The sequence below is a fragment of the Paenibacillus sp. NMA1017 genome (assembly GCF_058895805.1).
On the sequence record NZ_JBZXYR010000001.1, the window covers coordinates 362,135 to 381,161 of the forward strand.

The window sequence follows — 19,027 nt, forward strand, 5'->3', positions numbered from 1 at the left end:
CATAGATTTATTCAAGCACTTCAACCAAATGTTATCGGATGCTGCTTCAAATTGCAGCTTAGGCAACACTTTCTTTGACCGAATCTTCCTGCTTGCGCGCAGGCTTCATACGGGATAAAAGCTTTTTCCCCCAACGGATGCCAGGCTGTTCAATCCACAAGTAGGTAAGCCAGGATAGTCCGACGGTGAATAGTAACGTCATGAAAAACATAAGTGTGAGGCTGATTAGGGGAGTAAAAGGTATTTTAACCTGTACGATTAGTCCCAGAACCAGCATATGCGTCAAATACATGCTGTAGCTAAGGCGGCCGATCCATGACCATACCCGATTAAGCAGCCACATCGGCTGCCAGTTATACAAAGCATACGCTCCCAGCAGCAACCCGACACCTATGAGAACATCGGTCATGCCTCCTAAAAACGCAAATAGCACAGAAACAAGCAGCAAACCTCCACTGACCCGGTCTATACTTTTCCAATGCTGCTCGTCTTTCCAAATGAAAAACAACAATATACCTAGCCCAAAGACAGGCAATTGATTCGGAAACCATAAATACAGATAGTGCCCCCATAAAGAGTGATTACTAATCCATGGATATTGAGCAAATACCGTATTTAGCCCGAGGCTTACCACAAGCACCATCACAACAAACCAGGTCGCATGACGGATTGATCGGATCGTTTTAAATAATAGGGGGATAAACAGATAAAACATACATTCCACCGCAATGGACCATTCCACACCAATGATGCTGTTGATCCAGTACGGATTCAGACCATTCAAAAACAGGACATGAGCTGCGATATTGGCGGTAGTGACTCCCTCCTGATCTCCAAGCCAAAATCGTGGACCTGTCCCGTTCACAACTAAATAGATTCCTAACATCACGTAATACAAAGGAGCAATTCGAAAAAAACGACGCAACAGGTAAGCTGAAATCCTTTCCCTCTTGTCACCCGAACGTCTGCTCAAGGACAGAAATAGCGTAAAAGCGCTGGCCATATAAAATAAAGCGACTCCTTTAGCACCTATACTCAAGCCTTTTTGCAACCATCCGCTTAATCCGTCTACATGCTGGCTGACATGCACAAGTAAAACTCCAATAATAGCCAGCGCCCTCAGCGTATCTACAAATTGCAGCTTGTCATCTTCCATTTCCCCCTTGGCTTCGGGCATCGTATCCCTCCATAACAGTCTCTAATGATACATTTCGTATCTATAATACACAAATTGTATCACTAAAGTAAATATCTCCGTTATGCAAAAAAAACACCTTCCGACCGCAAAGAAATGCGGCCAAAAGATGTTCATTTTGTCATGCTATGTCAGCTGTACTCTGCAATTGGCAGTGATTTTATTTGTTTAAATGAAAAGGAACGGTCGTTACGATCACGTCTTTATAATTAATCAAATAAGCTCTCATCAGTAAGCTGGTCTGATTGTGTAGAATATTTTCCCACCAGTGCTTGGTGATGAATTGTGGAATGAGAACAGTGATATGGTCCTCGTCTGCTTTTTTCCACTCTACTGTATCGATGAACTTGCGAAGCGGATTAATAATGCTGCGATAACGGGATCTCAGCACTACTAAACGTATGCCCACATCCCACTCTTCCCACCTCTGTTCCATTTTTTGAATCGCTTCATCATCCACACCTACATATACGGCAACCACATTGTCCGACAAGGTTTTGGCATAGCTGATCGTATTCATAACGACTCGCGTAATACCAGCCACCGGAATAATAATCGTATTGCCTTTCACCATAGGTTTATCCTTGGTGATATCAATGCGCAGTTGTTCAGCCGTATTTTTGTAATGCCGGTTGATCTTCATAAAGAAATACAGAACCAAAGGCAGGAAGATAAAGACTACCCACACCTGGCTAAACTTGGTGAAGATAAAGATGAGCGTAATCGACAGCGTGGTCAGCATCCCAACTGTATTAATAGCAAGCTTGACGATCCAGCCTGGCGGTTTGAGCTTGATCCAGCGAATCATCATACCAAGCTGAGAAAGGGTAAACGGGATAAATACCCCTACCGCATAAAGCGGGATCAGATTTTCTGTGTTGCCGCCAAATACGATGACCAGCAATGCCGAGAAGATACTCAGAAACAGGATACCATTAGAGTATCCGAGCCGATCTCCACGAACCATGAACATGTGCGGCATGTATTTGTCCTTCGCGAGCATAAAAGCAAGCAATGGAAAGGCCGAATAGGCTGTATTCGCCGCCAAAAACAAGATGAGCGCCGTTACGCCCTGAATGATGTAATACATCACACCGCGCCCGAAAGTGGCATTCGCAATTTGCGAAATGACCGTTTCATGCGGATTAGGACGAACACCGTACCAATAAGCCAGCAAACTAATTCCGATAAACATACACCCGAGAATCAAACCCATCATCATTAGTGTAGTTGCTGCATTTTTAGCAGCAGGCTTGCGGAAGTTCGGAATGGCATTGGAGACAGCTTCTACCCCTGTTAACGCCGAGCAACCCGAGCTAAACGCCTTCAGTAACAGAAACAGACTGACATTGGATACTGTAGCTCCAAATTGCGGTGCTGCAGCATGAGCTCCCCCGGCCACGTAATGAATGATACCGCTAATAATCAAAACAAAAATGGCAACAACAAATAAGTAAATCGGTACAGCCAGCACCGAGGCAGATTCTGTCACCCCGCGCAAGTTCATAATAGTCAAAAAGATAATCATAATCAGAGCAATGGCGATCCGATGATCATGTAACGACGGGAAAGCCGATGTAATGGCATCTGTACCTGCTGATGAGCTAACTGCTACCGTCAAAATGTAATCGACCAGCAAAGAACCGCCTGCAATTAGACTCGGACTCTTTCCCAAATTATCCTGTGCAACAATGTACGCTCCTCCGCCACCAGGATAGGAAAAGATGGTCTGTCTGTAGGACAGGATCAGAATGATCAGCAAACCCAATACCGCAATGGATATAGGAATGGAATACCATAGGGCAGCGAAGCCGGCTGTAATTAAAACCAGCAGAATTTGCTCCGTTCCGTAAGCTACAGAGGACAAGGCATCTGAGGACAGAATGGCCAGTGCTTTGAGCTTATTCAATTTCTCATCTTCAAGGGCCGTCGACTTTCGCGGACGACCGATTAATAATCTTTTGACTTTACTCAGCATTTCGTTGACTCCTTCTTTGGATGAGGGTTTTGCACAAGAACTTTGAATCGTATGTTTATTATGTCACCTGGACATCAGATTGATGAAACAAATGAACTATTATTTTATACTCCCTCATCCTGAAAAAAACAATAAGGAATGCTCCCTAAAAAGAGTATTCCCGAGTAAGAAAGAGTATTTCGACAAAATACCCTTATGTATACAGTAATTTGAACCTTTCCGGGGTAATTCCTTCAGCCCGGCGAAAAGTTGCCACAAAATGACTGGCATCTCGGAAGCCAACTCGCTCCGAAATCTCCTTTACTGTTAATTGCGGATATTCCGTCATCATTTCCTTGGCCTTCCGCAGCCGAATTACAATCAGATAAGCATAAGAAGTCACACCAAACGCTTGCTTAAATAATGTATTTAAATGACGGGAGCTGACATTCATCATAACTGCCATATCACCTAGGCCCACATCTGGACTGGCATAATTTTGCTCCATAAAGGCCAGTACAGGGGTTAAACGTTCCACATTATGGGATAGGGAAGGCATCGAGCTATGTTGTCCATGTTTACGCAGTAGAGTCAGAAAACGATACATATTGGCCGAAGCATCTAATCCAGACAAATCACGTTCACTAACCATGGAATGGAGCATAGTTTCCCCAAAGCTGTGTAGCTCGCTATCCGGGTCCCAATGATACCCACGCGTATGCTTCAATCCCAGTGCAGTCAATACAGCAGCGGCGATGGGGCCGTCAAATGTAATGTATAACGTTCGCCATACCTTGGTCGCCCGTCTGTATGCATGGGATTCCCCAGGCAGCAGCAGAACTCCGGACTGCTCTCCCAGACGGAAGGTCCCCCCTTTAAATGTAAATATCCCTTCACCAGACACCGTCTGAATCCAGTGAAAGCACGGATAGCCCTCTGGACGGGACACATCCTCCTGCCTGCTGTTAAATCCGATACTTTCAATAAAAAGGGGTAAGGAGTGCTCACGCGTAGTCAGGAAAAATCGCAAATGATGGGGAGTTAAAATCATAAAAGGCACCTCCGGCGTATGCGGGTATATATTTCTCATGTAGATCCATATTGTTATATACACGTTCATTTTATTATATTTAAAAGCAGTTATTTGTATTATAAGATAGAATTATTCTTATATACAGAGGTGATTAGCATGATAAGCAGCAAACTTCCTAAAGTATTTTACGGTGGAGATTATAATCCTGAGCAATGGGATGAGGCCACGCATCAGGAAGATTTACGGATGTTCAGACAAGCAGGGATTGATATTGCCACGATCAACGTATTCTCATGGGCCAAAATTCAGTCCGACGAAATCACATATCATTTTGAATGGCTGGATCAATTGATTGACAGTCTTTATGAAAGCGATATCTTCGTTTGTTTAGCTACTAGCACTGCCGCGCATCCAGCCTGGATGGCCACCCGATATCCCGACATTCTGCGGGTCGATGCTGACGGGCGTAAGCGGAAATTCGGTGGACGCCACAACTCCTGTCCGAACAGTCCAACGTATCGAAAATACGCGGAGCAGATGGCTGATCGACTTGCAGAACGATACAAAAACCATCCCGCGATCCTCGTGTGGCACGTGTCCAATGAGTACGGCGGGGATTGCTACTGTGATAATTGCGCCGCCGCATTCCGGGTGTGGCTCAAGCAAAAATATGGGACACTGGAAGAGCTAAACCGGGTGTGGAATACTTCCTTCTGGGGTCACACCTTCTATGATTGGGATGAAATCGTGCCGCCAAATAATCTGAGCGAACATTGGGGAGAAAATCACTCGACCTTTCAGGGCATATCCCTCGATTATGCACGCTTTAATTCAGACAGTATGCTTGATTGTTATCTGTTGGAGTATAACGCGATTAAAAAACATATTCCCCATGCTGTGGTAACGACCAATCTGATGGGCTTATTCAAACAACTGGACTATTTTAAATGGGCTAAGCACATGGATATTGTATCTTGGGATAGTTATCCTGCAGCCAATACCCCGCCGAGCTATACCGCAATGGCACACGATCTGATGCGCGGCTTGAAGGATGGGCAACCCTTTATGCTGATGGAGCAAACACCGAGCCAGCAGAACTGGCAGGCGTATAATTCGCTTAAACGGCCCGGCGTTATGCGGTTATGGAGTTATCAGGCAGTCGCGCATGGCGCGGACACGGTCATGTTCTTCCAGCTTCGCCGCTCGATCGGCGCTTGTGAGAAATTCCACGGGGCCGTCATTGAGCATGCCGGGCATGAGAACACACGTGTATTTCGCGAGGTGGCACAGCTTGGCAGTGAGCTTGGCGCATTAGGCAACACGCTACTTGACGCGACCGTTAATGCCAAAGTAGCCATTTTATTCGATTGGGACAATTGGTGGGCTTTGGAAAAATCAAGCGGCCCTTCTGTCGCCTTGAAATATGTGGATCAGGTGCACAAGTATTACGCTCCCCTCTTCCGGCGGAATGTACAGGTAGACCTGGTTTCTGTTGATGCAGATTTCCAGAAATATGATCTCATTATCGCGCCTGTACTCTACATGGTCAAGCCGGGTATCGCCGAGAAGCTGGAACAATTTACAGAACATGGCGGCACCTTCGTAACGACCTTTTTCAGTGGCGTTGTAAATGAAAACGATCTGGTCACAACCGGAGGATATCCTGGTAAACTGCGTAACTTGCTTGGGATCTGGGTGGAAGAAATTGACGCGCTTCTGCCGGAATCACACAATCGCATTGTATTGAAAGAAAAGGTTGGCGTATTACAAGGTGAATATAAATGCGGTCTGCTCTGCGACTTGTTGCATAGCGAAGGCGCCGAGGTGCTGGCGGAATACGGCGATGATTTCTATCAGGGCATGCCAGTGCTGACACGCAATCGTTTTGGTCAAGGTGAGGCATGGTACGTTGCTTCAGATCCTGAAGAGACATTCCTTGATGGCCTGCTGGGCTACATTTGTGAGCAAAAAGAGATTCCATCCCTGCTGTGCACTCCTGCGGGTGTAGAAGCCACTGTACGGACCAAAGATGGAAAATCGTATCTATTCGTTCTGAATCATAACGCCCAGACGCAGCAATATCATCTGGATGATCAGAAAGGGAATGAGCTAATCAGCGGTAAATACCTGGAAGGAGATATTTCTATTGAAGGCTACGGCTTTCAAGTACTGGAGCTATCATAATCACTCAGATTTGACTCATGCAATTCAATTTGCTGCATGAGTCAAATCTAGGTATCAAAGGAGTTCATCATGAAACGACTGCTATGGATCGGCAGCTTATCTTATTTTTTAATCGGCCTGGCACACGTGGTTGTAGGCTCTCTACTGCCTGTGTTGTTAGAGCATTACGGTAGAAACTATACGGATGGCGGGAGCCTAATCTTTGCTCAATTTTCCGGTTTTCTGGCTGGAGTCCTGCTGTCACCATGGCTTGCCCGGAGTTTCGGCAAACGTCGAAGTCTGGTATTCGCCCTGCTCCTGCTGTGCGCGGCAGAAGTGCTGTACTCATTGCTGCCGCCTTGGGGTTGGCTATATGCCATCGGGGCAGCAGCTGGGTTTGGCTTCGGCATGGTAGAAACACTCATTGGCACTATTATTATCAGCGGTATTACTCAAGGAACGGGCGCGGCGATGAGCCGTCTGGAAGTCTTTTTTGGGATCGGCGCTTTGGCTATGCCCGCTATCGCAAGCCAGCTCATTGCTCTCGGTTGGTGGCGATTGGCCTTTCCCATCATTTCCATGTTTGCAGCCGTGACCATCATAGCTTGGCTGCGTGGGCCCTTCGGCACGCTGGACGCTGTATTAGACCAACAGGAACACCGAGGTGACAACCATGCGCGTTCCACTAACTCACCCAAATCCCCCACGGTGGAGGCTTCTAAAGGTAGCCCTATAGGCAATTGGAAGTTACTTGCACTATTTATCGTCTTTTTCTTTATCTATGTAGGAACAGAGATGAGCCTGGCTAATTTCCTGCCCTCCATGTTCATCGAACGTTTGGGTCTCACACAAGCCGAAGCAGCACTTAGTGTCACCTGCTTCTGGTTAGCAATGGCTACCGGCCGGTTATTCACAGGCTACATTGCCGATCGATACGGCTACGGTGTCTTTGTCGCCCTGAGCTCGCTGGCAGCGACCGTGCTGCTGTGCGTGTTCCCGCTGATCAAAGGCACTGCCGGCGCCTTTATCCTTATTGTACTGCTAGGGCTGGGCATGTCTGGCATCTTCTCCATCGCACTTGTTTTTGCCAGCAAAATGATGCCAGGCACCGAAGAATCCACCACCAGCCTGCTTATAGGCGCAGGTGGAGTTGGAGGAGCTCTGCTGCCTTTATGGCTCGGAAATAGCATGGATCGTGGTGGAGCAGTCTCATCGGCGTGGTTGCTGGCAGGCTTCGCCTGCATCCTGTGTCTGCTTGGGGGCATCTTGTACGCCCTATATGTGCGCAAAAAGCGGCTTCAAACCTCTTCATCATGATGTACACCTCTACTGGCGCCTTTGTCTGTTCCTTGGTTGTCATCCAAGTGCACATTCAAAGGTGCTTTTTTACATACTAGACGAATGCACCTTGTACAGCAGCCTGTTTTTAGTCAAAATAGATCGTTTCCTATGAATCACAGGACAGATATCCATGCCTCCTCTAGATGAATGGAGTAGTATACAACAAACCATATGGAGGTGTTTGTATTGGGTCATTCTGAATTAAAACGAAAAAAAGGCCGTAAAAAAAATGTTTTTGTCCGTGCCTGGTTTGATAAGTTAGAAAAAAAGTTTGAGGAGAAGCCCCCAAAGAGAAAAGGCCGCTCGAAACGGAAAGGGTTCGGGAAAGACATCATCGTCAAAAAACAACTTGTAAGTGTGAATATTAATCATGGCGCTTTAGGGCCTGAAGGGGATTCTGGAACCATAGGTGATTTAGCGCAGTTCGGTTATATTTATAATGTGAAGCCCCAAGTTGTTCCGATTGAAGGGGATGTTATTTGGGATACGAACGGTATACTTACACCTGGAATTGCTCATGTTCCAGGAACTACACAAATTGCTGTATCTGATGCTGGAAAATATGAAGTTCACTTTTCGGTGTCCGGTGTGGAACCTAACCAATTCGCCATCTTTATTAATGGCGCACTGGCAGAGGGAACTGTATACGGCTCAGGAGCCGGGACACAACAGAACACAGGGCAAGCCATCCTCGCTCTGGCATGCGGTGACGTCCTTTCTCTGCGAAATCATAGCTCTACTAATGCTGTTACCCTGCAAACACAAGCCGGAGGAACTCAAGCCAGCATAAACGCTTCTGTCCTCATTAGAAAATTGAGATAGGCTTGAACTCCCGCAAAGCCTCAATGTACTAAAAAAGGGTTTATCCTTACAGCGAGGATAAACCCTGAATATTTCAAAAGGCCATAATGATCCCTTTGTCATTGGCATACATTGAACTAATCCCTCTGGTGGACACAATATGAATATCTTTAAATTGATAGCGTTTCTTCAGCGCATTCATTAATTTTTCCGCCAGCCCAGGATTATTGCAGTGAGTAATGACGATGCTTTCCCCTTCGGTAGCCCGGCCACTTTTTTCAATAGTATCTGCCAGCTTTTCGATAATTTGATTTTGACCGCGTGCTTGAGTGAAAAATGCGATATTCCCGTCACCATCCGAGCCTAAAATAGGCCTGATATGCAAGAGTGAAAGTATCTTTCCAGTGATTTTATTCATCCGCCCGTTCTTAACCAAATTATCCAGATTTTCTAAAACAAAGTAGGTTTTCATTTTGCTGATAAAGCTCTCCAAGGAAGAAATAATTTCGCTTTTATGATATCCCTCGTCAATTAACTTGCGTAGTTTTAGAGCTAACAAGAGTTGTCCAGCCGAAGCGCTTTTCGAATCAAATACATGAACATCCGCCCCCTCTTCTTCCGCCATATCTTTTCCTACCAATGCACTGGAATACGAACTGGAGAGGTTGCTGGATAATGTAATGGCAAAAGAAGTATGCGCACCTTGAAAGGCTTCCTTATACAGCATAGGTGACGGTGATGCGGATCCAATTTTGGTTGTACAGGCTTTCATTTCTTCCATAAACTGAGGTAAGTCCAATGTGTCATCATCTACAAAGCATTTATCTCCCAGCGTCATATTTAACGGAATCGTAGTAACTTGCATCTCTTCTCTAAGCTCTGTCGTTAAATCACAGCAGCTATCTGCTATTATTTTATATCTCACCCGGTACACCCTCACATTATGTTATTTTTCAATAGAACCCGCATTCATAATATTCAAAGAAAGCTCAATTAACCGTATAAATTCCTTCACATTCTTCTCACCCAAACCTACTACAAGCGCTTCAAAATAACCCTCAATTCTCTGTTGCTTCTGTTTGATCATGGATTCACCATCTTCTGTGAGCCTTACACACATTCGTCGTCTGTCATGCTCAGACATTTCCATAGTCACATAGCCTTTTTTCCTTAATCCCGTAAGCGCTGCCGTAATTCTTGATCTGGATACATGCAGATGATCGCTGAGCAAGGAAGGATTAATTTCATCATCCCGATGCTGAACTAAATATTGAAGCACATGGTTTTCCCCCTGAACAAGCTCCGTCAGGCTACTGAATAATTCCATGTCATAAATCCGGTTAACGGATTCTCTCAATTCGTCCCTTAGTTCATAATCTTTCATAGTGAACCTCCGCAAAACACATAATACATACAGTTAACTATTAATACTATGTACTATAATGAATTGCCCACGATAATAACAATGAAATATTTGTGAATTTTAATACAAGGGTTAATGAGCGCAGCGTCGAATAAGAAAAAATACGCTTGATCACCTCTTGCCAGTTTACAGTAAAGGAGTTGTTACATAAGATGAAACGGTTTACTCTTCGCCAATCCCACAATTCGGATATTGAAAGCATTGCTAATTTACGGGCGATTGTACTGCGGAACGATTTAACCAGATTAGGAAGGTTTGATGAAGAGAAAGTTCGTCAACGCTTTCGTGATGCATTCGATTCTGTCCATACCTGGATCATTGAGGAAGACTCTTCTTTTGTGGGCTGCATAGCTTTTAAACCAAGATTAGACGGTTATTTATTGGAGCATTTTTATATTCATCCCAGTTACCAAGGTAAAGGGGTCGGCAGTCAAATATTAAAAAATCTGCTAGAACAAAATCATGTAAAAGGAAAACATGTAACCTTAAATGTTCTGCAAGGAAGCTCAGCCAGACGTCTTTATGAACGGTTTGGTTTTAAAATTGAACGTGAGGACCCTATTGACGTTTACATGTACTTAATCGTAGAGGGACATTCCAAAACCGTCGAAAGATCATAGAGTCATGCTTCAACACACCTTGAATGTCCAGTTACATCTGCCCCAAGATGTTATTACAAATTCAAAAGATCTATGGACCGGGATGTTGGAGAAGTATTAGCTTTTACAAGAAAAGGCCAACCCCTAAATATGGGTTGACCTCATCATTTAAAGAATGTCTTACGTTTCTAAGTGAATATGAACTAACTTTACAGCACCGTTTTAACCGTGGCTTGGACTTGCTTCAGCAGTCCTTTATAGCCATCTTCATCAAGGTAACCAATACTTCCGAGCAGCAAGTGACCAACCGATTCAATTCCAACGAAATCAAAAATTCCCGTATCTGATGTGATCTTCAATCCTGCGGTCATACCGATTTCATCGTAGATCGCGTTAGGAGTACCATGTGTATTCACGATAAAACCTTTTTTACCTGTAAGCAGCTTATTAATCCCTTCTGCACCAGCCGTATATGCAAAGCCGTATGCAAATACACGGTCAACGTAACCTTTCAGGATGGCAGGAAGACCCGTCCACCAGATGGGAGAAATAAAAGTAATCGTATCCGATTGTGAGATGTATTCCTGCTCCACTTTGATATCAGCCGGAGTTTGTCCAGCTCTCATAGCCGCAGTATCTTCAGGTTTTAATACAGGTTGAAAATCAAGGGCATATAGATCGCGTACAACGACTTCGTCACCTTTTTCTTTCAAGGTATTTACAACGGTTTCGAGTATCGCGTGATTAAAGCTTTCTGCGTTAGAGTGAGCATAGATAATAAGATGTTTCATTTTAATAACCTCCAGATGTTTTATTATTATTTTGATATTAATATAGATATCTATACATTTACTTAAAAAAATTTATAATCTGTTTTTTACATGCTCTAGCAAATATTCCAGCTGTTCTTTTTCTTCATCTTTAAGACCACCATAGATGGTTTCTTGTAATCTATTGGAGATCATCTCAAATACAGGCTCTATCTCTCTTCCCTTATCGGTCAGAAATATCAGGGTAACTCGGCTATCCTCCCTTTCTTTTTTTCTTTCGACATATCCCAACTTCACTAGCTTGTCGATCAAAACAGTAACAGTGGGTTGCTGACGAGAAATTTTTTGCGTCAATTCCTTAATGGAGAGCCCGTCCTTTTGATAAAGGAACATTAGGATTCCGCCATGAGTAGGAACAATCCCTTCAATTCCATTCGATTCGAGCTCAGACACAATCAATTTATTGATCGAGTCTCTAATGGTTCCTATCAGTGCAGCTGCATTATTTTTTAACATACAAGCATTATTACATAGACATCTATATATATCAAGTGTTGGTGTCAGTCTGATCTGGTTTTAGTATATGAATGATTCAAAGAACTACGATTAAGTTGGATATAATGAAATCTAAAATAGATAGGAGCTTGTTAAATGGAGCAGCTTTTAAAAAAAATTCAATACTTGAGTACCCAAGAAAAAACAACTTTAGAGCAAATATGACTTAATCTAAAATGGTTCATGGTGGACTACTATCGCAGACGCATAAAAAAGCCAAAATACCAAAGTTCCTTATCTGACTTTGAGTATTTTGGCTTACAGTGTTTATTTATGAAATGAAGAGGTGTTCAAAGTATGATATGTTTTAGTTGAGCGTTTGAAGTACCTCAGGTGTAAAGGTTTGAAGATCATGAATTCGGCCTTCACGTATTTTCGTAGCCCATGCAGGATCTCCCAGAAGCGCACGCCCAACAGCTACCAGATCAAATTCATTGTTGTCCAGCCGTTCCAGAAGTTCATTAATATCTTGGTGTCCTGCCCCTTTCCCTTCCGTATAACTTACAAAATCTTCATCCAGACCTACAGAGCCAACCGTAATCGTGGTTTTTCCAGTCAGCTTCTTCACCCATCCGGCAAAGCTCAAATCGGAGCCTTCAAATTCAGGTACCCAAAAGCGACGTGTCGAGCAATGGAAGATGTCCACGCCCGCTTGTACTAACACATTCAGGAGTTGCCCCAGCTTATCCGGTGTATCGAACGGTTTTGCGTTGTAATCATTCATTTTCCATTGGGATAGGCGCATGGCAATAGGGTAGTCAGGGCCAACCTCAGCACGAATAGCTTCCACAAGTTCAATGGCGAATTGAGCACGTTTTATGATATCGCCACCATAGCGATCCGTACGTTGGTTCGTTCTCTCCCAAAAGAATTGATCAACCAGATAACCGTGTGCTCCATGAATTTCAACGCCGTCAAAGCCCAGTCGTTTTGCATTCGCAGCTGCATCCACATAGGCCTCAATGACCTTAACGATTTCTTCTTCTGTCATTGGCTCGGTCACTTTATTACCTTCCAGATCCAGCCCCGATGGACCAATCGATAGCGCTTCAGGATTCGGCTGAGATCCCAAAGGACGAGCCATCCCCATATGCCAAAGCTGTGGAAAAATTTTACTACCGGCTTCATGAACCTGTCTGACCACTTCAGCCCAACCGTTTAAAGCCGCTTCTCCATAAAAATTAGGTATCATCGGCTCACTTGTTCCAGCCGGATGGTCAATTACTGCACCTTCAGTAATAATAAGACCTACACTATTCTCTGCGCGAAGGCGATAATAAGCAGCTACATCCGGTCCTGGCACACCATTTGGTGAAAAAGCGCGGCCCATTGCTGGCATTACAATACGAGTCTGTAGGGTCAGATTATGAATGGTATAAGGTTGAAATAAAGCTTCTGTTGAATGGACATTTCGCGGTTGATTACTCAAGGATTGTACCTCCCCATTTTCTTTTATCGCTTTTTAGCGATTATATAAAAAGCTCGTGCACCATCAAACGGGGTGCAAGTGAAATGTTAGCAATGTTTAATTTATCATTCAACCGACAAAATGTTCATTCTGTTGCTTAACCAAAAGGGTTATGAAATTGTTGTATATCTAAATTCACTTGTTGACAAAACAACACATGTTTATAATGGGGGAATCATTTGATTTACCTGAAAGGAGTGTCTTGAGAATGCCTGGTGTAACTTCACCAAACCCAAACGATCCGCGCGTCATTCGAACACGTAGACTAATTCTCGACGCATTCGTTGACCAATTAAATAAGAAAGACTTCTACACGATTACGATCAATGACATTACCCAAAAAGCCACCATTAACCGTGCCACATTCTATGCACATTTCCAAGATAAATATGCATTGCTTGAAACTCTTTTGTCAGACGCATTTTTGGAGTATGTTATCAAGAGGATTGATGCTGAGGCACGTTTATCGGAGGAGACCATTCAGAAACTTATTCTTTCATTATGCGACTATCATGACACTAGTAACCAATGCGTTCATAAATATAATTCAGTGGCACCGATCCTGGAAGAACATATTAAGAATCAATTAGAGCAATTCATACTTCAACTTATAACAAGAGAAGCCAATAATACAGACCAAAAAACGTTAGAGCTTGCCGCAACCATATTAAGCTGGTCCATTTATGGCGTAACCTTTCGTTGGAATGTGGAAGGAAAAAAAGAGTCTCCTACAGCTTTAGCCGAAAAAGCAGTGCCATTAATCTTCAATGGGGTTGTCTTATCTCTAGTCTCACAAATCTCTTAGTAGAAAATGCAAATAAAAAGGGCCGTTTCCAGTATTCTTCGATCATTTCCTGGAATAGCCCTTATAGTATTTAGTAAAATAATTGCACCTTTTATTTAAAGAATTTTCTTAAACATCTCAATAACTTGTTCTTTGCTAGGTATGAACGGATTGCCCGGAGCGCAAGCATCCTTCATTGAGTTCTCGGCAAGCAGATCCAAATCCACCTCATTTACACCCAGTTCAGAAAGTTTGGAAGGAATCCCCACTTCCTTCGACAGATCTTTGATTCTTTGGATTACATAGTCTGCGCATTCCTTATCCGTTTTCCCCTTATCTTCAAAACCGATGACCTTAGCGATGGCACGAAATTTCTCCGGTACATGCTTGGCGTTCTCCTCCTCCACAATTGGCAGCAGCATGGCATTGCAAACACCATGAGGCAAATCGTATACGCCGCCAAGCTGATGCGCCATCGCATGAACGTAACCCAATCCGGCATTATTAAATGCAAGTCCTCCCAAGAAAATAGCGTATACCATTTGCTCACGTGCTTCTATATCATGACCGTTGCTCACCGTACGGGCCAAATGATTAAAAATAATCTCTACTGCTGCCAACGCAGTTGCATCCGTTACAGGATAGGAACCTGGCGTAACCAAAGCTTCAATAGCGTGGGTCAAAGCATCTAGCCCTGTGGCTGCCGTTAATGCGGCGGGTTTGTCTACCATCAGTTCAGGGTCGTTAACCGAAATTGTAGCTACACTATTCTTGTCAACCATAACCATCTTGACCTTGCGCTCTTCGTCTGTAATGACATAATTGATCGTGATTTCAGCAGATGTTCCTGCTGTGGTATTAATAGCGACAATAGGAAGCGATTTATGCTTGGATTTATGAACGCCCTCATACTCTGTTATATGTCCCCCATTGGTAGCAATAATGCCAATCCCCTTAGCCGTATCCTGTGGTGATCCTCCACCAATCGAAATTAAAAAATCACATCCGTTTTCTTGCAGAAACTGAACGCCATCATGTACATTTTTACAGGTCGGATTTGGTTTTACTTCATCGTATACCGCATAGTCCACTCCAATATCATCCAGCACAGATGTAACCTTGCCTGCAATGCCACTCTTCATCAAAAATTTATCCGTAACGACTAGAGCTTTGTTTAAATTCAGTTCTTTTATATACGGCCCAACTTCATGCAAACAACCTGTTCCCATAAGATTGATAGATGGTACAAAAAATACATGTGCGCTCATATAAAATCGACCTCCTAAAGGATTCACTTCTTGTTGCCTTGCTAAGTACGAAATTATTCTCTAAAGTGAAATATTTCACATTTATAATTTTATCTTTATTTTATTTTGATGTCAATTATAAAACACAGATATTATTTTGTTTTATTTTTGTTTATTTATGTTTTTCGAAAATAAACCTGCTGTCTTCATTTTCAATGTGCTATTTATCAAGTCTGGGCTGGACCCGGGCGATTCGGCTCCTTTGACGAGTATCCTGTAGAATCGCTCCAATATTTGGTACACAACTAATCGAAGGAAGCCTCGTACAATTTAGATGAACACATTAACAACGAGGTGATGACAGCATGACAATCAACAAGGGAGTATTGCTGGCTCTGCTAGCGGTATCGCTGCTCCAAGCAAACCCGTCTTATGCGAAGTCGGTACCACTGACTCCGGTGACGACCGTTTATGTGGATGACCATCCGCTTCAGCTTGCCGCCCAGCCGCTGCTGTTAGACGGGACAACACTCGTCCCCATGCGCCCGTTGTTTGAGGCGCAAGGAGCCAGACTTTCCTGGAACGGATCCAGCAAAACCGTAACGGCAACCAAAAACGACACGGTGCTGATCTACCGCATCGGGGAACTCGCTGCCACCTTAAACGGCAATACGCTGTCCCTGAATGTTCCCGGACAGTTGGTTAAGGGCAACACGATGATTCCACTACGTTTTGTAAGCGAAGCACTTGGGAGCACAGTAAAGTGGGAGGCCTTGACCCGGACCATCCGAATTGCCTCCAAGGACGATTTTTTCACAACGGTTCTTTCCGGGGTCAACCTGCGCAGCAAGCCGGATTCATCGGTAGCTTCCCCTTCCCTACGGCTTATTCCAGCCGACGAAAAGGTTCATGTCATTCGCGAGGTCAATGCTCTCTGGCTGGAAGTGCGCACTAAAGACAACCTGACCGGATACATATCGGCTAAACCAAAATACAGCGACTATTCCAGTCCATCCCTGGCGGAACGGCAGGGAGATGAACTGATCGCCTACGGTGAGAAATTTCTTGGTACCCCTTATGAATTCGGCGCAGCAACCGGACAGACATCGACCTTTGATTGTTCTTCTTTCGTGGGGGAAGTGTTCCGGCATACGCTCTCTGTCGACCTCCCCCGTGTCTCTTACGATCAGGCTAAAGAAGGCCGGAAGGTTGGGCTGAACGAGCTGCGCAAAGGCGACCTGCTGTTCTTCAGCGCACGCGGCCTGGAGATCGGCCATGTGGCGATCTATGCAGGGAACAACAAATTGCTGCATACATACTCCAAAGAACGCGGCGTTCATTTTGACACGCTTGATGGTAAATGGCAGAAACGTTTCGTAACAGCCCGTAGGTTGTTTTAAGACAAATCGGATGGCCAATAACAGCAGGCTATTCCAGTACTACATTCAATTTTTTCTGTTTGCCTTTTGCCGGACGCCTCCCTTGCGGTTTGCGTTCAGGCAGCAAAAGGTATTGATACGTTCCCATTGTTCAACACGTAATTCGATCCTCTTCTCTAAGACTTTCTCTCAAAATCTTGAATCTTTCCCATCAGATCTGCTTGAATAGGTTTAATAGATTGCGCAGATAACGAATATGTATGCTAATTATAGACAGGAGGAATCGTTATGCAATTTGAGACAGATCGGCTCATCATTCGTGATATTTGCAGATCCGATTGGGAAAGTATACATACCTACACGTCATTGCCTGAAGTTACTAGTCACACAGCATGGGGACCCAATACAGAAGAAGAAACAAAGGCATATATAGAACAAGTTCTAGCCTCACAGCAGGAAAAGCCACGACAAGAATACGAACTAGCCGTATGTCTGAAAAACACTGGAATCCTGATCGGCGGTGTTGGTATTCATGTCAAAGATACTAATGCAGAAATGGGCTATATTTTAAACCCAGATTATCAAGGAAAGGGGTATGCAACAGATCGGGATGCAACGTGAAGGTATAATGCGAGAACACTGGTACTACAAAGGCGAGTTTCATGATTCATATTTGTACTCTATTCTTGCTGAGGAATACAACAGGACATAAAAAGGTATTTTTTACATCTTGAGAAACATGTTGCTGCGATAAAATGATAGTTAAACCATTTTGACTATCTAGTTTGAAAATATATATAGTTGGAAATAGGTGTTGTTAAGAACGTGCCTGAGCCATTCTATGAGGAGTTTTAACGACAAATAGGTTTGAGGAACTTTTCTGAACGATATAATTTTTAATTAAGGAGGGAACAACATGGAAGCTTTTGCAGAATATTTAGCGCGTATTGATAACCCCCAACATCGGGCCCGAACGCAAGAGGTTTTGTCTTGGGTAGCCAAGAAGTTTCCAAATTTAATGGCAAAAATTGCGTGGAATCAGCCTATGTTTACGGATCATGGCACATTTATTATTGGCTTTAGCGTAGCCAAACATCATTTGGCCGTTGCCCCTGAAAAGGCAGGGATTAATCATTTTTCTGAGTTAATTGTGCAGGCTGGCTATGATCACACCAAGCAGTTGGTACGTATCCAGTGGGATAGTCCAGTTGATTTCTCATTACTTGAGAAAATGATCGAGTTTAATATTTTGGATAAGGCAGACTGTTCAACCTTTTGGCGGGAATAAAAAAAGGTTCTTTTTCTCGTAAAACTACACATCGAGCATCACAAATAAGTGTTTTTTTCTCGCCCCCTCTACCATCCTTCAAAATCTCATCAGGCTAATGCCCCTTAAAGTGACCCTATGCTATAATGTGGAAAGTATGGATTGTTACATGCATAGGAGGACTGGAGCAAAATGATTGGGAAATTTTTAATTTTCTCTCTACTATGGAGTTTGCTCGGCAACCCGTTTCTGGCGCTGCTCGTACTCTTAATCGTGATCTATATATTGGATCGCAGCTTTGTCGGTGTATTGCCCAGCATCAGCAAACCATGGAAAAGAAGACGCAACGCCGCTCGATTGCGCCAACAGATTGCGCTAAACACCAACGATGTGGCTGCCAAGTTCGATTTGGCTCGTATCTGGATCGAAAGCAAGAAATATCCGCAGGCTTTGGAGCTGTTATTGCAAATTCAATCCCGTTATGAAGATTCAGCAGACTATTGGAACGCACGGGGAACGGCTGAAGTACACACAAACCATCTGGAGGATGGAGAACAGCATTTACTGAAAGCACTGGATATTAACCCGCGAGTGCAATACGGTGAGCCTTATTTGCATTTAGCCGCTGCTTTCAAAGAACGTGACGTAAATAAGTCGCTTCATTATCTGCAGCAATTTCAGGAGATTCAGTCTTCTTCCAGCGAGGGCTATTATCTGACAGGTTTGATGTACCGTATGCTGGGACGCAAGGATGAAGCCACTGTAGCCTTTAACCAGTCCATTGCCGTCTATCGTTCTCTACCCAAATACCGCAAACGAAGTGAACGCAAGTGGGCTGCGCGCAGCTTATTCCGTAAATTAATCGGCTGACGAGCTTAAATTTTTTCTTAACGACCTTTCTCATCTTTTGAGAAAGGTCGTTTTTATGTTGGTCCTCCCTGCACCTCCACTAACCTAAGTCGGCTCCTTTGGTTTCCTGAATTTGGGGTGTTTTTTTATAATCAGTTGTTGACATGCCACAAATCGAGTCATATAATCCGTTATG

General features: G+C 43.9%; 17 protein-coding genes and 1 pseudogene. 9 read left to right on the forward strand and 9 right to left on the reverse strand.

What is annotated here, in order from left to right; all coding sequences use genetic code 11:
* Positions 1 to 58: 58 nt before the first annotated feature.
* From AC5ELV_RS01715 to AC5ELV_RS01725, 3 genes are all read right to left on the reverse strand, one after another.
* Entirely contained in the window at positions 59 to 1,177 is a 1,119-nt protein-coding gene (locus tag AC5ELV_RS01715) for an acyltransferase family protein (protein ID WP_493428885.1), read from the reverse strand.
* A gap of 178 nt (positions 1,178 to 1,355) precedes the next feature.
* Positions 1,356 to 3,173, reverse strand: coding sequence for an APC family permease (locus AC5ELV_RS01720; RefSeq protein WP_493428886.1), 1,818 nt, complete (start codon positions 3,171 to 3,173; stop codon positions 1,356 to 1,358).
* Between the two features lie 193 nt (positions 3,174 to 3,366).
* Positions 3,367 to 4,203 carry a helix-turn-helix domain-containing protein gene (locus AC5ELV_RS01725; RefSeq protein ID WP_493428887.1) on the reverse strand — a complete coding sequence of 279 codons (837 nt, stop codon included), beginning with the start codon at positions 4,201 to 4,203 and terminating at the stop codon, positions 3,367 to 3,369.
* Positions 4,204 to 4,341: 138 nt separating this feature from the next.
* Here AC5ELV_RS01725 and AC5ELV_RS01730 point away from each other — a divergent pair, with 138 nt between their 5' ends.
* The 3 genes from AC5ELV_RS01730 (at position 4,342) to AC5ELV_RS01740 (ending at position 8,511) form a co-directional block, all read left to right on the forward strand.
* Positions 4,342 to 6,369, forward strand: a complete 2,028-nt coding sequence (locus tag AC5ELV_RS01730; RefSeq protein ID WP_493428888.1) for a beta-galactosidase — start codon at positions 4,342 to 4,344, stop codon at positions 6,367 to 6,369.
* A gap of 69 nt (positions 6,370 to 6,438) precedes the next feature.
* Positions 6,439 to 7,665 carry an MFS transporter gene (locus AC5ELV_RS01735; RefSeq protein ID WP_493428889.1) on the forward strand — a complete coding sequence of 409 codons (1,227 nt, stop codon included), beginning with the start codon at positions 6,439 to 6,441 and terminating at the stop codon, positions 7,663 to 7,665.
* 210 nt (positions 7,666 to 7,875) lie between these two features.
* On the forward strand, positions 7,876 to 8,511 hold the full coding sequence (locus AC5ELV_RS01740) for a hypothetical protein (protein WP_493428890.1): 636 nt from the start codon (positions 7,876 to 7,878) through the stop codon (positions 8,509 to 8,511).
* 73 nt (positions 8,512 to 8,584) lie between these two features.
* Here the strand turns inward: AC5ELV_RS01740 and AC5ELV_RS01745 are convergent, their stop codons facing one another.
* Positions 8,585 to 9,415 carry a DegV family protein gene (locus tag AC5ELV_RS01745; protein ID WP_493428891.1) on the reverse strand — a complete coding sequence of 277 codons (831 nt, stop codon included), beginning with the start codon at positions 9,413 to 9,415 and terminating at the stop codon, positions 8,585 to 8,587.
* A 21-nt stretch (positions 9,416 to 9,436) separates the two neighbouring features.
* Entirely contained in the window at positions 9,437 to 9,874 is a 438-nt protein-coding gene (locus AC5ELV_RS01750) for a MarR family winged helix-turn-helix transcriptional regulator (RefSeq protein ID WP_493428892.1), read from the reverse strand.
* Between the two features lie 191 nt (positions 9,875 to 10,065).
* Between AC5ELV_RS01750 and AC5ELV_RS01755 the strand changes: the two genes are divergently transcribed.
* Positions 10,066 to 10,533 carry a GNAT family N-acetyltransferase gene (locus AC5ELV_RS01755; protein ID WP_023988144.1) on the forward strand — a complete coding sequence of 156 codons (468 nt, stop codon included), beginning with the start codon at positions 10,066 to 10,068 and terminating at the stop codon, positions 10,531 to 10,533.
* Positions 10,534 to 10,721: 188 nt separating this feature from the next.
* Here the strand turns inward: AC5ELV_RS01755 and AC5ELV_RS01760 are convergent, their stop codons facing one another.
* The 3 genes from AC5ELV_RS01760 to AC5ELV_RS01770 all read right to left on the reverse strand — a co-directional run bounded on the left by AC5ELV_RS01760 (position 10,722) and on the right by AC5ELV_RS01770 (position 13,266).
* A complete protein-coding gene (locus AC5ELV_RS01760) occupies positions 10,722 to 11,303 on the reverse strand; it encodes an NAD(P)H-dependent oxidoreductase (RefSeq protein WP_493428893.1) in 582 nt (193 codons plus the stop codon).
* A 72-nt stretch (positions 11,304 to 11,375) separates the two neighbouring features.
* A complete protein-coding gene (locus AC5ELV_RS01765; RefSeq protein WP_025718540.1) occupies positions 11,376 to 11,798 on the reverse strand; it encodes a MarR family winged helix-turn-helix transcriptional regulator in 423 nt (140 codons plus the stop codon).
* 346 nt (positions 11,799 to 12,144) lie between these two features.
* Positions 12,145 to 13,266, reverse strand: a complete 1,122-nt coding sequence (locus tag AC5ELV_RS01770; RefSeq protein ID WP_493428894.1) for an NADH:flavin oxidoreductase — start codon at positions 13,264 to 13,266, stop codon at positions 12,145 to 12,147.
* Between the two features lie 247 nt (positions 13,267 to 13,513).
* Between AC5ELV_RS01770 and AC5ELV_RS01775 the strand changes: the two genes are divergently transcribed.
* Positions 13,514 to 14,110 (forward strand): TetR/AcrR family transcriptional regulator C-terminal domain-containing protein, encoded by a 597-nt coding sequence (locus AC5ELV_RS01775; protein WP_493428895.1) that lies wholly within the window; start codon positions 13,514 to 13,516, stop codon positions 14,108 to 14,110.
* Positions 14,111 to 14,205: 95 nt separating this feature from the next.
* On the opposite strand, the gene AC5ELV_RS01780 is transcribed toward AC5ELV_RS01775, so the two are convergent.
* On the reverse strand, positions 14,206 to 15,357 hold the full coding sequence (locus tag AC5ELV_RS01780; RefSeq protein ID WP_493428896.1) for an iron-containing alcohol dehydrogenase: 1,152 nt from the start codon (positions 15,355 to 15,357) through the stop codon (positions 14,206 to 14,208).
* A 344-nt stretch (positions 15,358 to 15,701) separates the two neighbouring features.
* Here AC5ELV_RS01780 and AC5ELV_RS01785 point away from each other — a divergent pair, with 344 nt between their 5' ends.
* The 4 genes and pseudogenes from AC5ELV_RS01785 (at position 15,702) to AC5ELV_RS01800 (ending at position 18,852) form a co-directional block, all read left to right on the forward strand.
* Positions 15,702 to 16,736, forward strand: coding sequence for a C40 family peptidase (locus AC5ELV_RS01785; RefSeq protein ID WP_493428897.1), 1,035 nt, complete (start codon positions 15,702 to 15,704; stop codon positions 16,734 to 16,736).
* 267 nt (positions 16,737 to 17,003) lie between these two features.
* A pseudogene (locus tag AC5ELV_RS01790) lies at positions 17,004 to 17,427 on the forward strand (GNAT family N-acetyltransferase).
* Positions 17,428 to 17,631: 204 nt separating this feature from the next.
* Positions 17,632 to 18,003, forward strand: a complete 372-nt coding sequence (locus AC5ELV_RS01795; protein ID WP_493428898.1) for an iron chaperone — start codon at positions 17,632 to 17,634, stop codon at positions 18,001 to 18,003.
* Between the two features lie 171 nt (positions 18,004 to 18,174).
* Positions 18,175 to 18,852, forward strand: a complete 678-nt coding sequence (locus AC5ELV_RS01800) for a tetratricopeptide repeat protein (RefSeq protein WP_493428899.1) — start codon at positions 18,175 to 18,177, stop codon at positions 18,850 to 18,852.
* The last annotated feature ends 175 nt before the right edge of the window (positions 18,853 to 19,027 follow it).

Bases quoted from the DNA above. Each gene is read 5' to 3' on its own strand.
- AC5ELV_RS01765 (WP_025718540.1), bottom strand. From the start codon at position 11,798: ATGTTAAAAAATAATGCAGCTGCACTGATAGGAACCATTAGAGACTCG.
- AC5ELV_RS01775 (WP_493428895.1), top strand. From the start codon at position 13,514: ATGCCTGGTGTAACTTCACCAAACCCAAACGATCCGCGCGTCATTCGA.
- AC5ELV_RS01730 (WP_493428888.1), top strand. From the start codon at position 4,342: ATGATAAGCAGCAAACTTCCTAAAGTATTTTACGGTGGAGATTATAAT.
- AC5ELV_RS01785 (WP_493428897.1), top strand. From the start codon at position 15,702: ATGACAATCAACAAGGGAGTATTGCTGGCTCTGCTAGCGGTATCGCTG.
- AC5ELV_RS01715 (WP_493428885.1), bottom strand. From the start codon at position 1,177: ATGCCCGAAGCCAAGGGGGAAATGGAAGATGACAAGCTGCAATTTGTA.
- AC5ELV_RS01755 (WP_023988144.1), top strand. From the start codon at position 10,066: ATGAAACGGTTTACTCTTCGCCAATCCCACAATTCGGATATTGAAAGC.
- AC5ELV_RS01795 (WP_493428898.1), top strand. From the start codon at position 17,632: ATGGAAGCTTTTGCAGAATATTTAGCGCGTATTGATAACCCCCAACAT.
- AC5ELV_RS01780 (WP_493428896.1), bottom strand. From the start codon at position 15,357: ATGAGCGCACATGTATTTTTTGTACCATCTATCAATCTTATGGGAACA.
- AC5ELV_RS01720 (WP_493428886.1), bottom strand. From the start codon at position 3,173: ATGCTGAGTAAAGTCAAAAGATTATTAATCGGTCGTCCGCGAAAGTCG.
- AC5ELV_RS01750 (WP_493428892.1), bottom strand. From the start codon at position 9,874: ATGAAAGATTATGAACTAAGGGACGAATTGAGAGAATCCGTTAACCGG.
- AC5ELV_RS01735 (WP_493428889.1), top strand. From the start codon at position 6,439: ATGAAACGACTGCTATGGATCGGCAGCTTATCTTATTTTTTAATCGGC.
- AC5ELV_RS01760 (WP_493428893.1), bottom strand. From the start codon at position 11,303: ATGAAACATCTTATTATCTATGCTCACTCTAACGCAGAAAGCTTTAAT.
- AC5ELV_RS01725 (WP_493428887.1), bottom strand. From the start codon at position 4,203: ATGATTTTAACTCCCCATCATTTGCGATTTTTCCTGACTACGCGTGAG.
- AC5ELV_RS01800 (WP_493428899.1), top strand. From the start codon at position 18,175: ATGATTGGGAAATTTTTAATTTTCTCTCTACTATGGAGTTTGCTCGGC.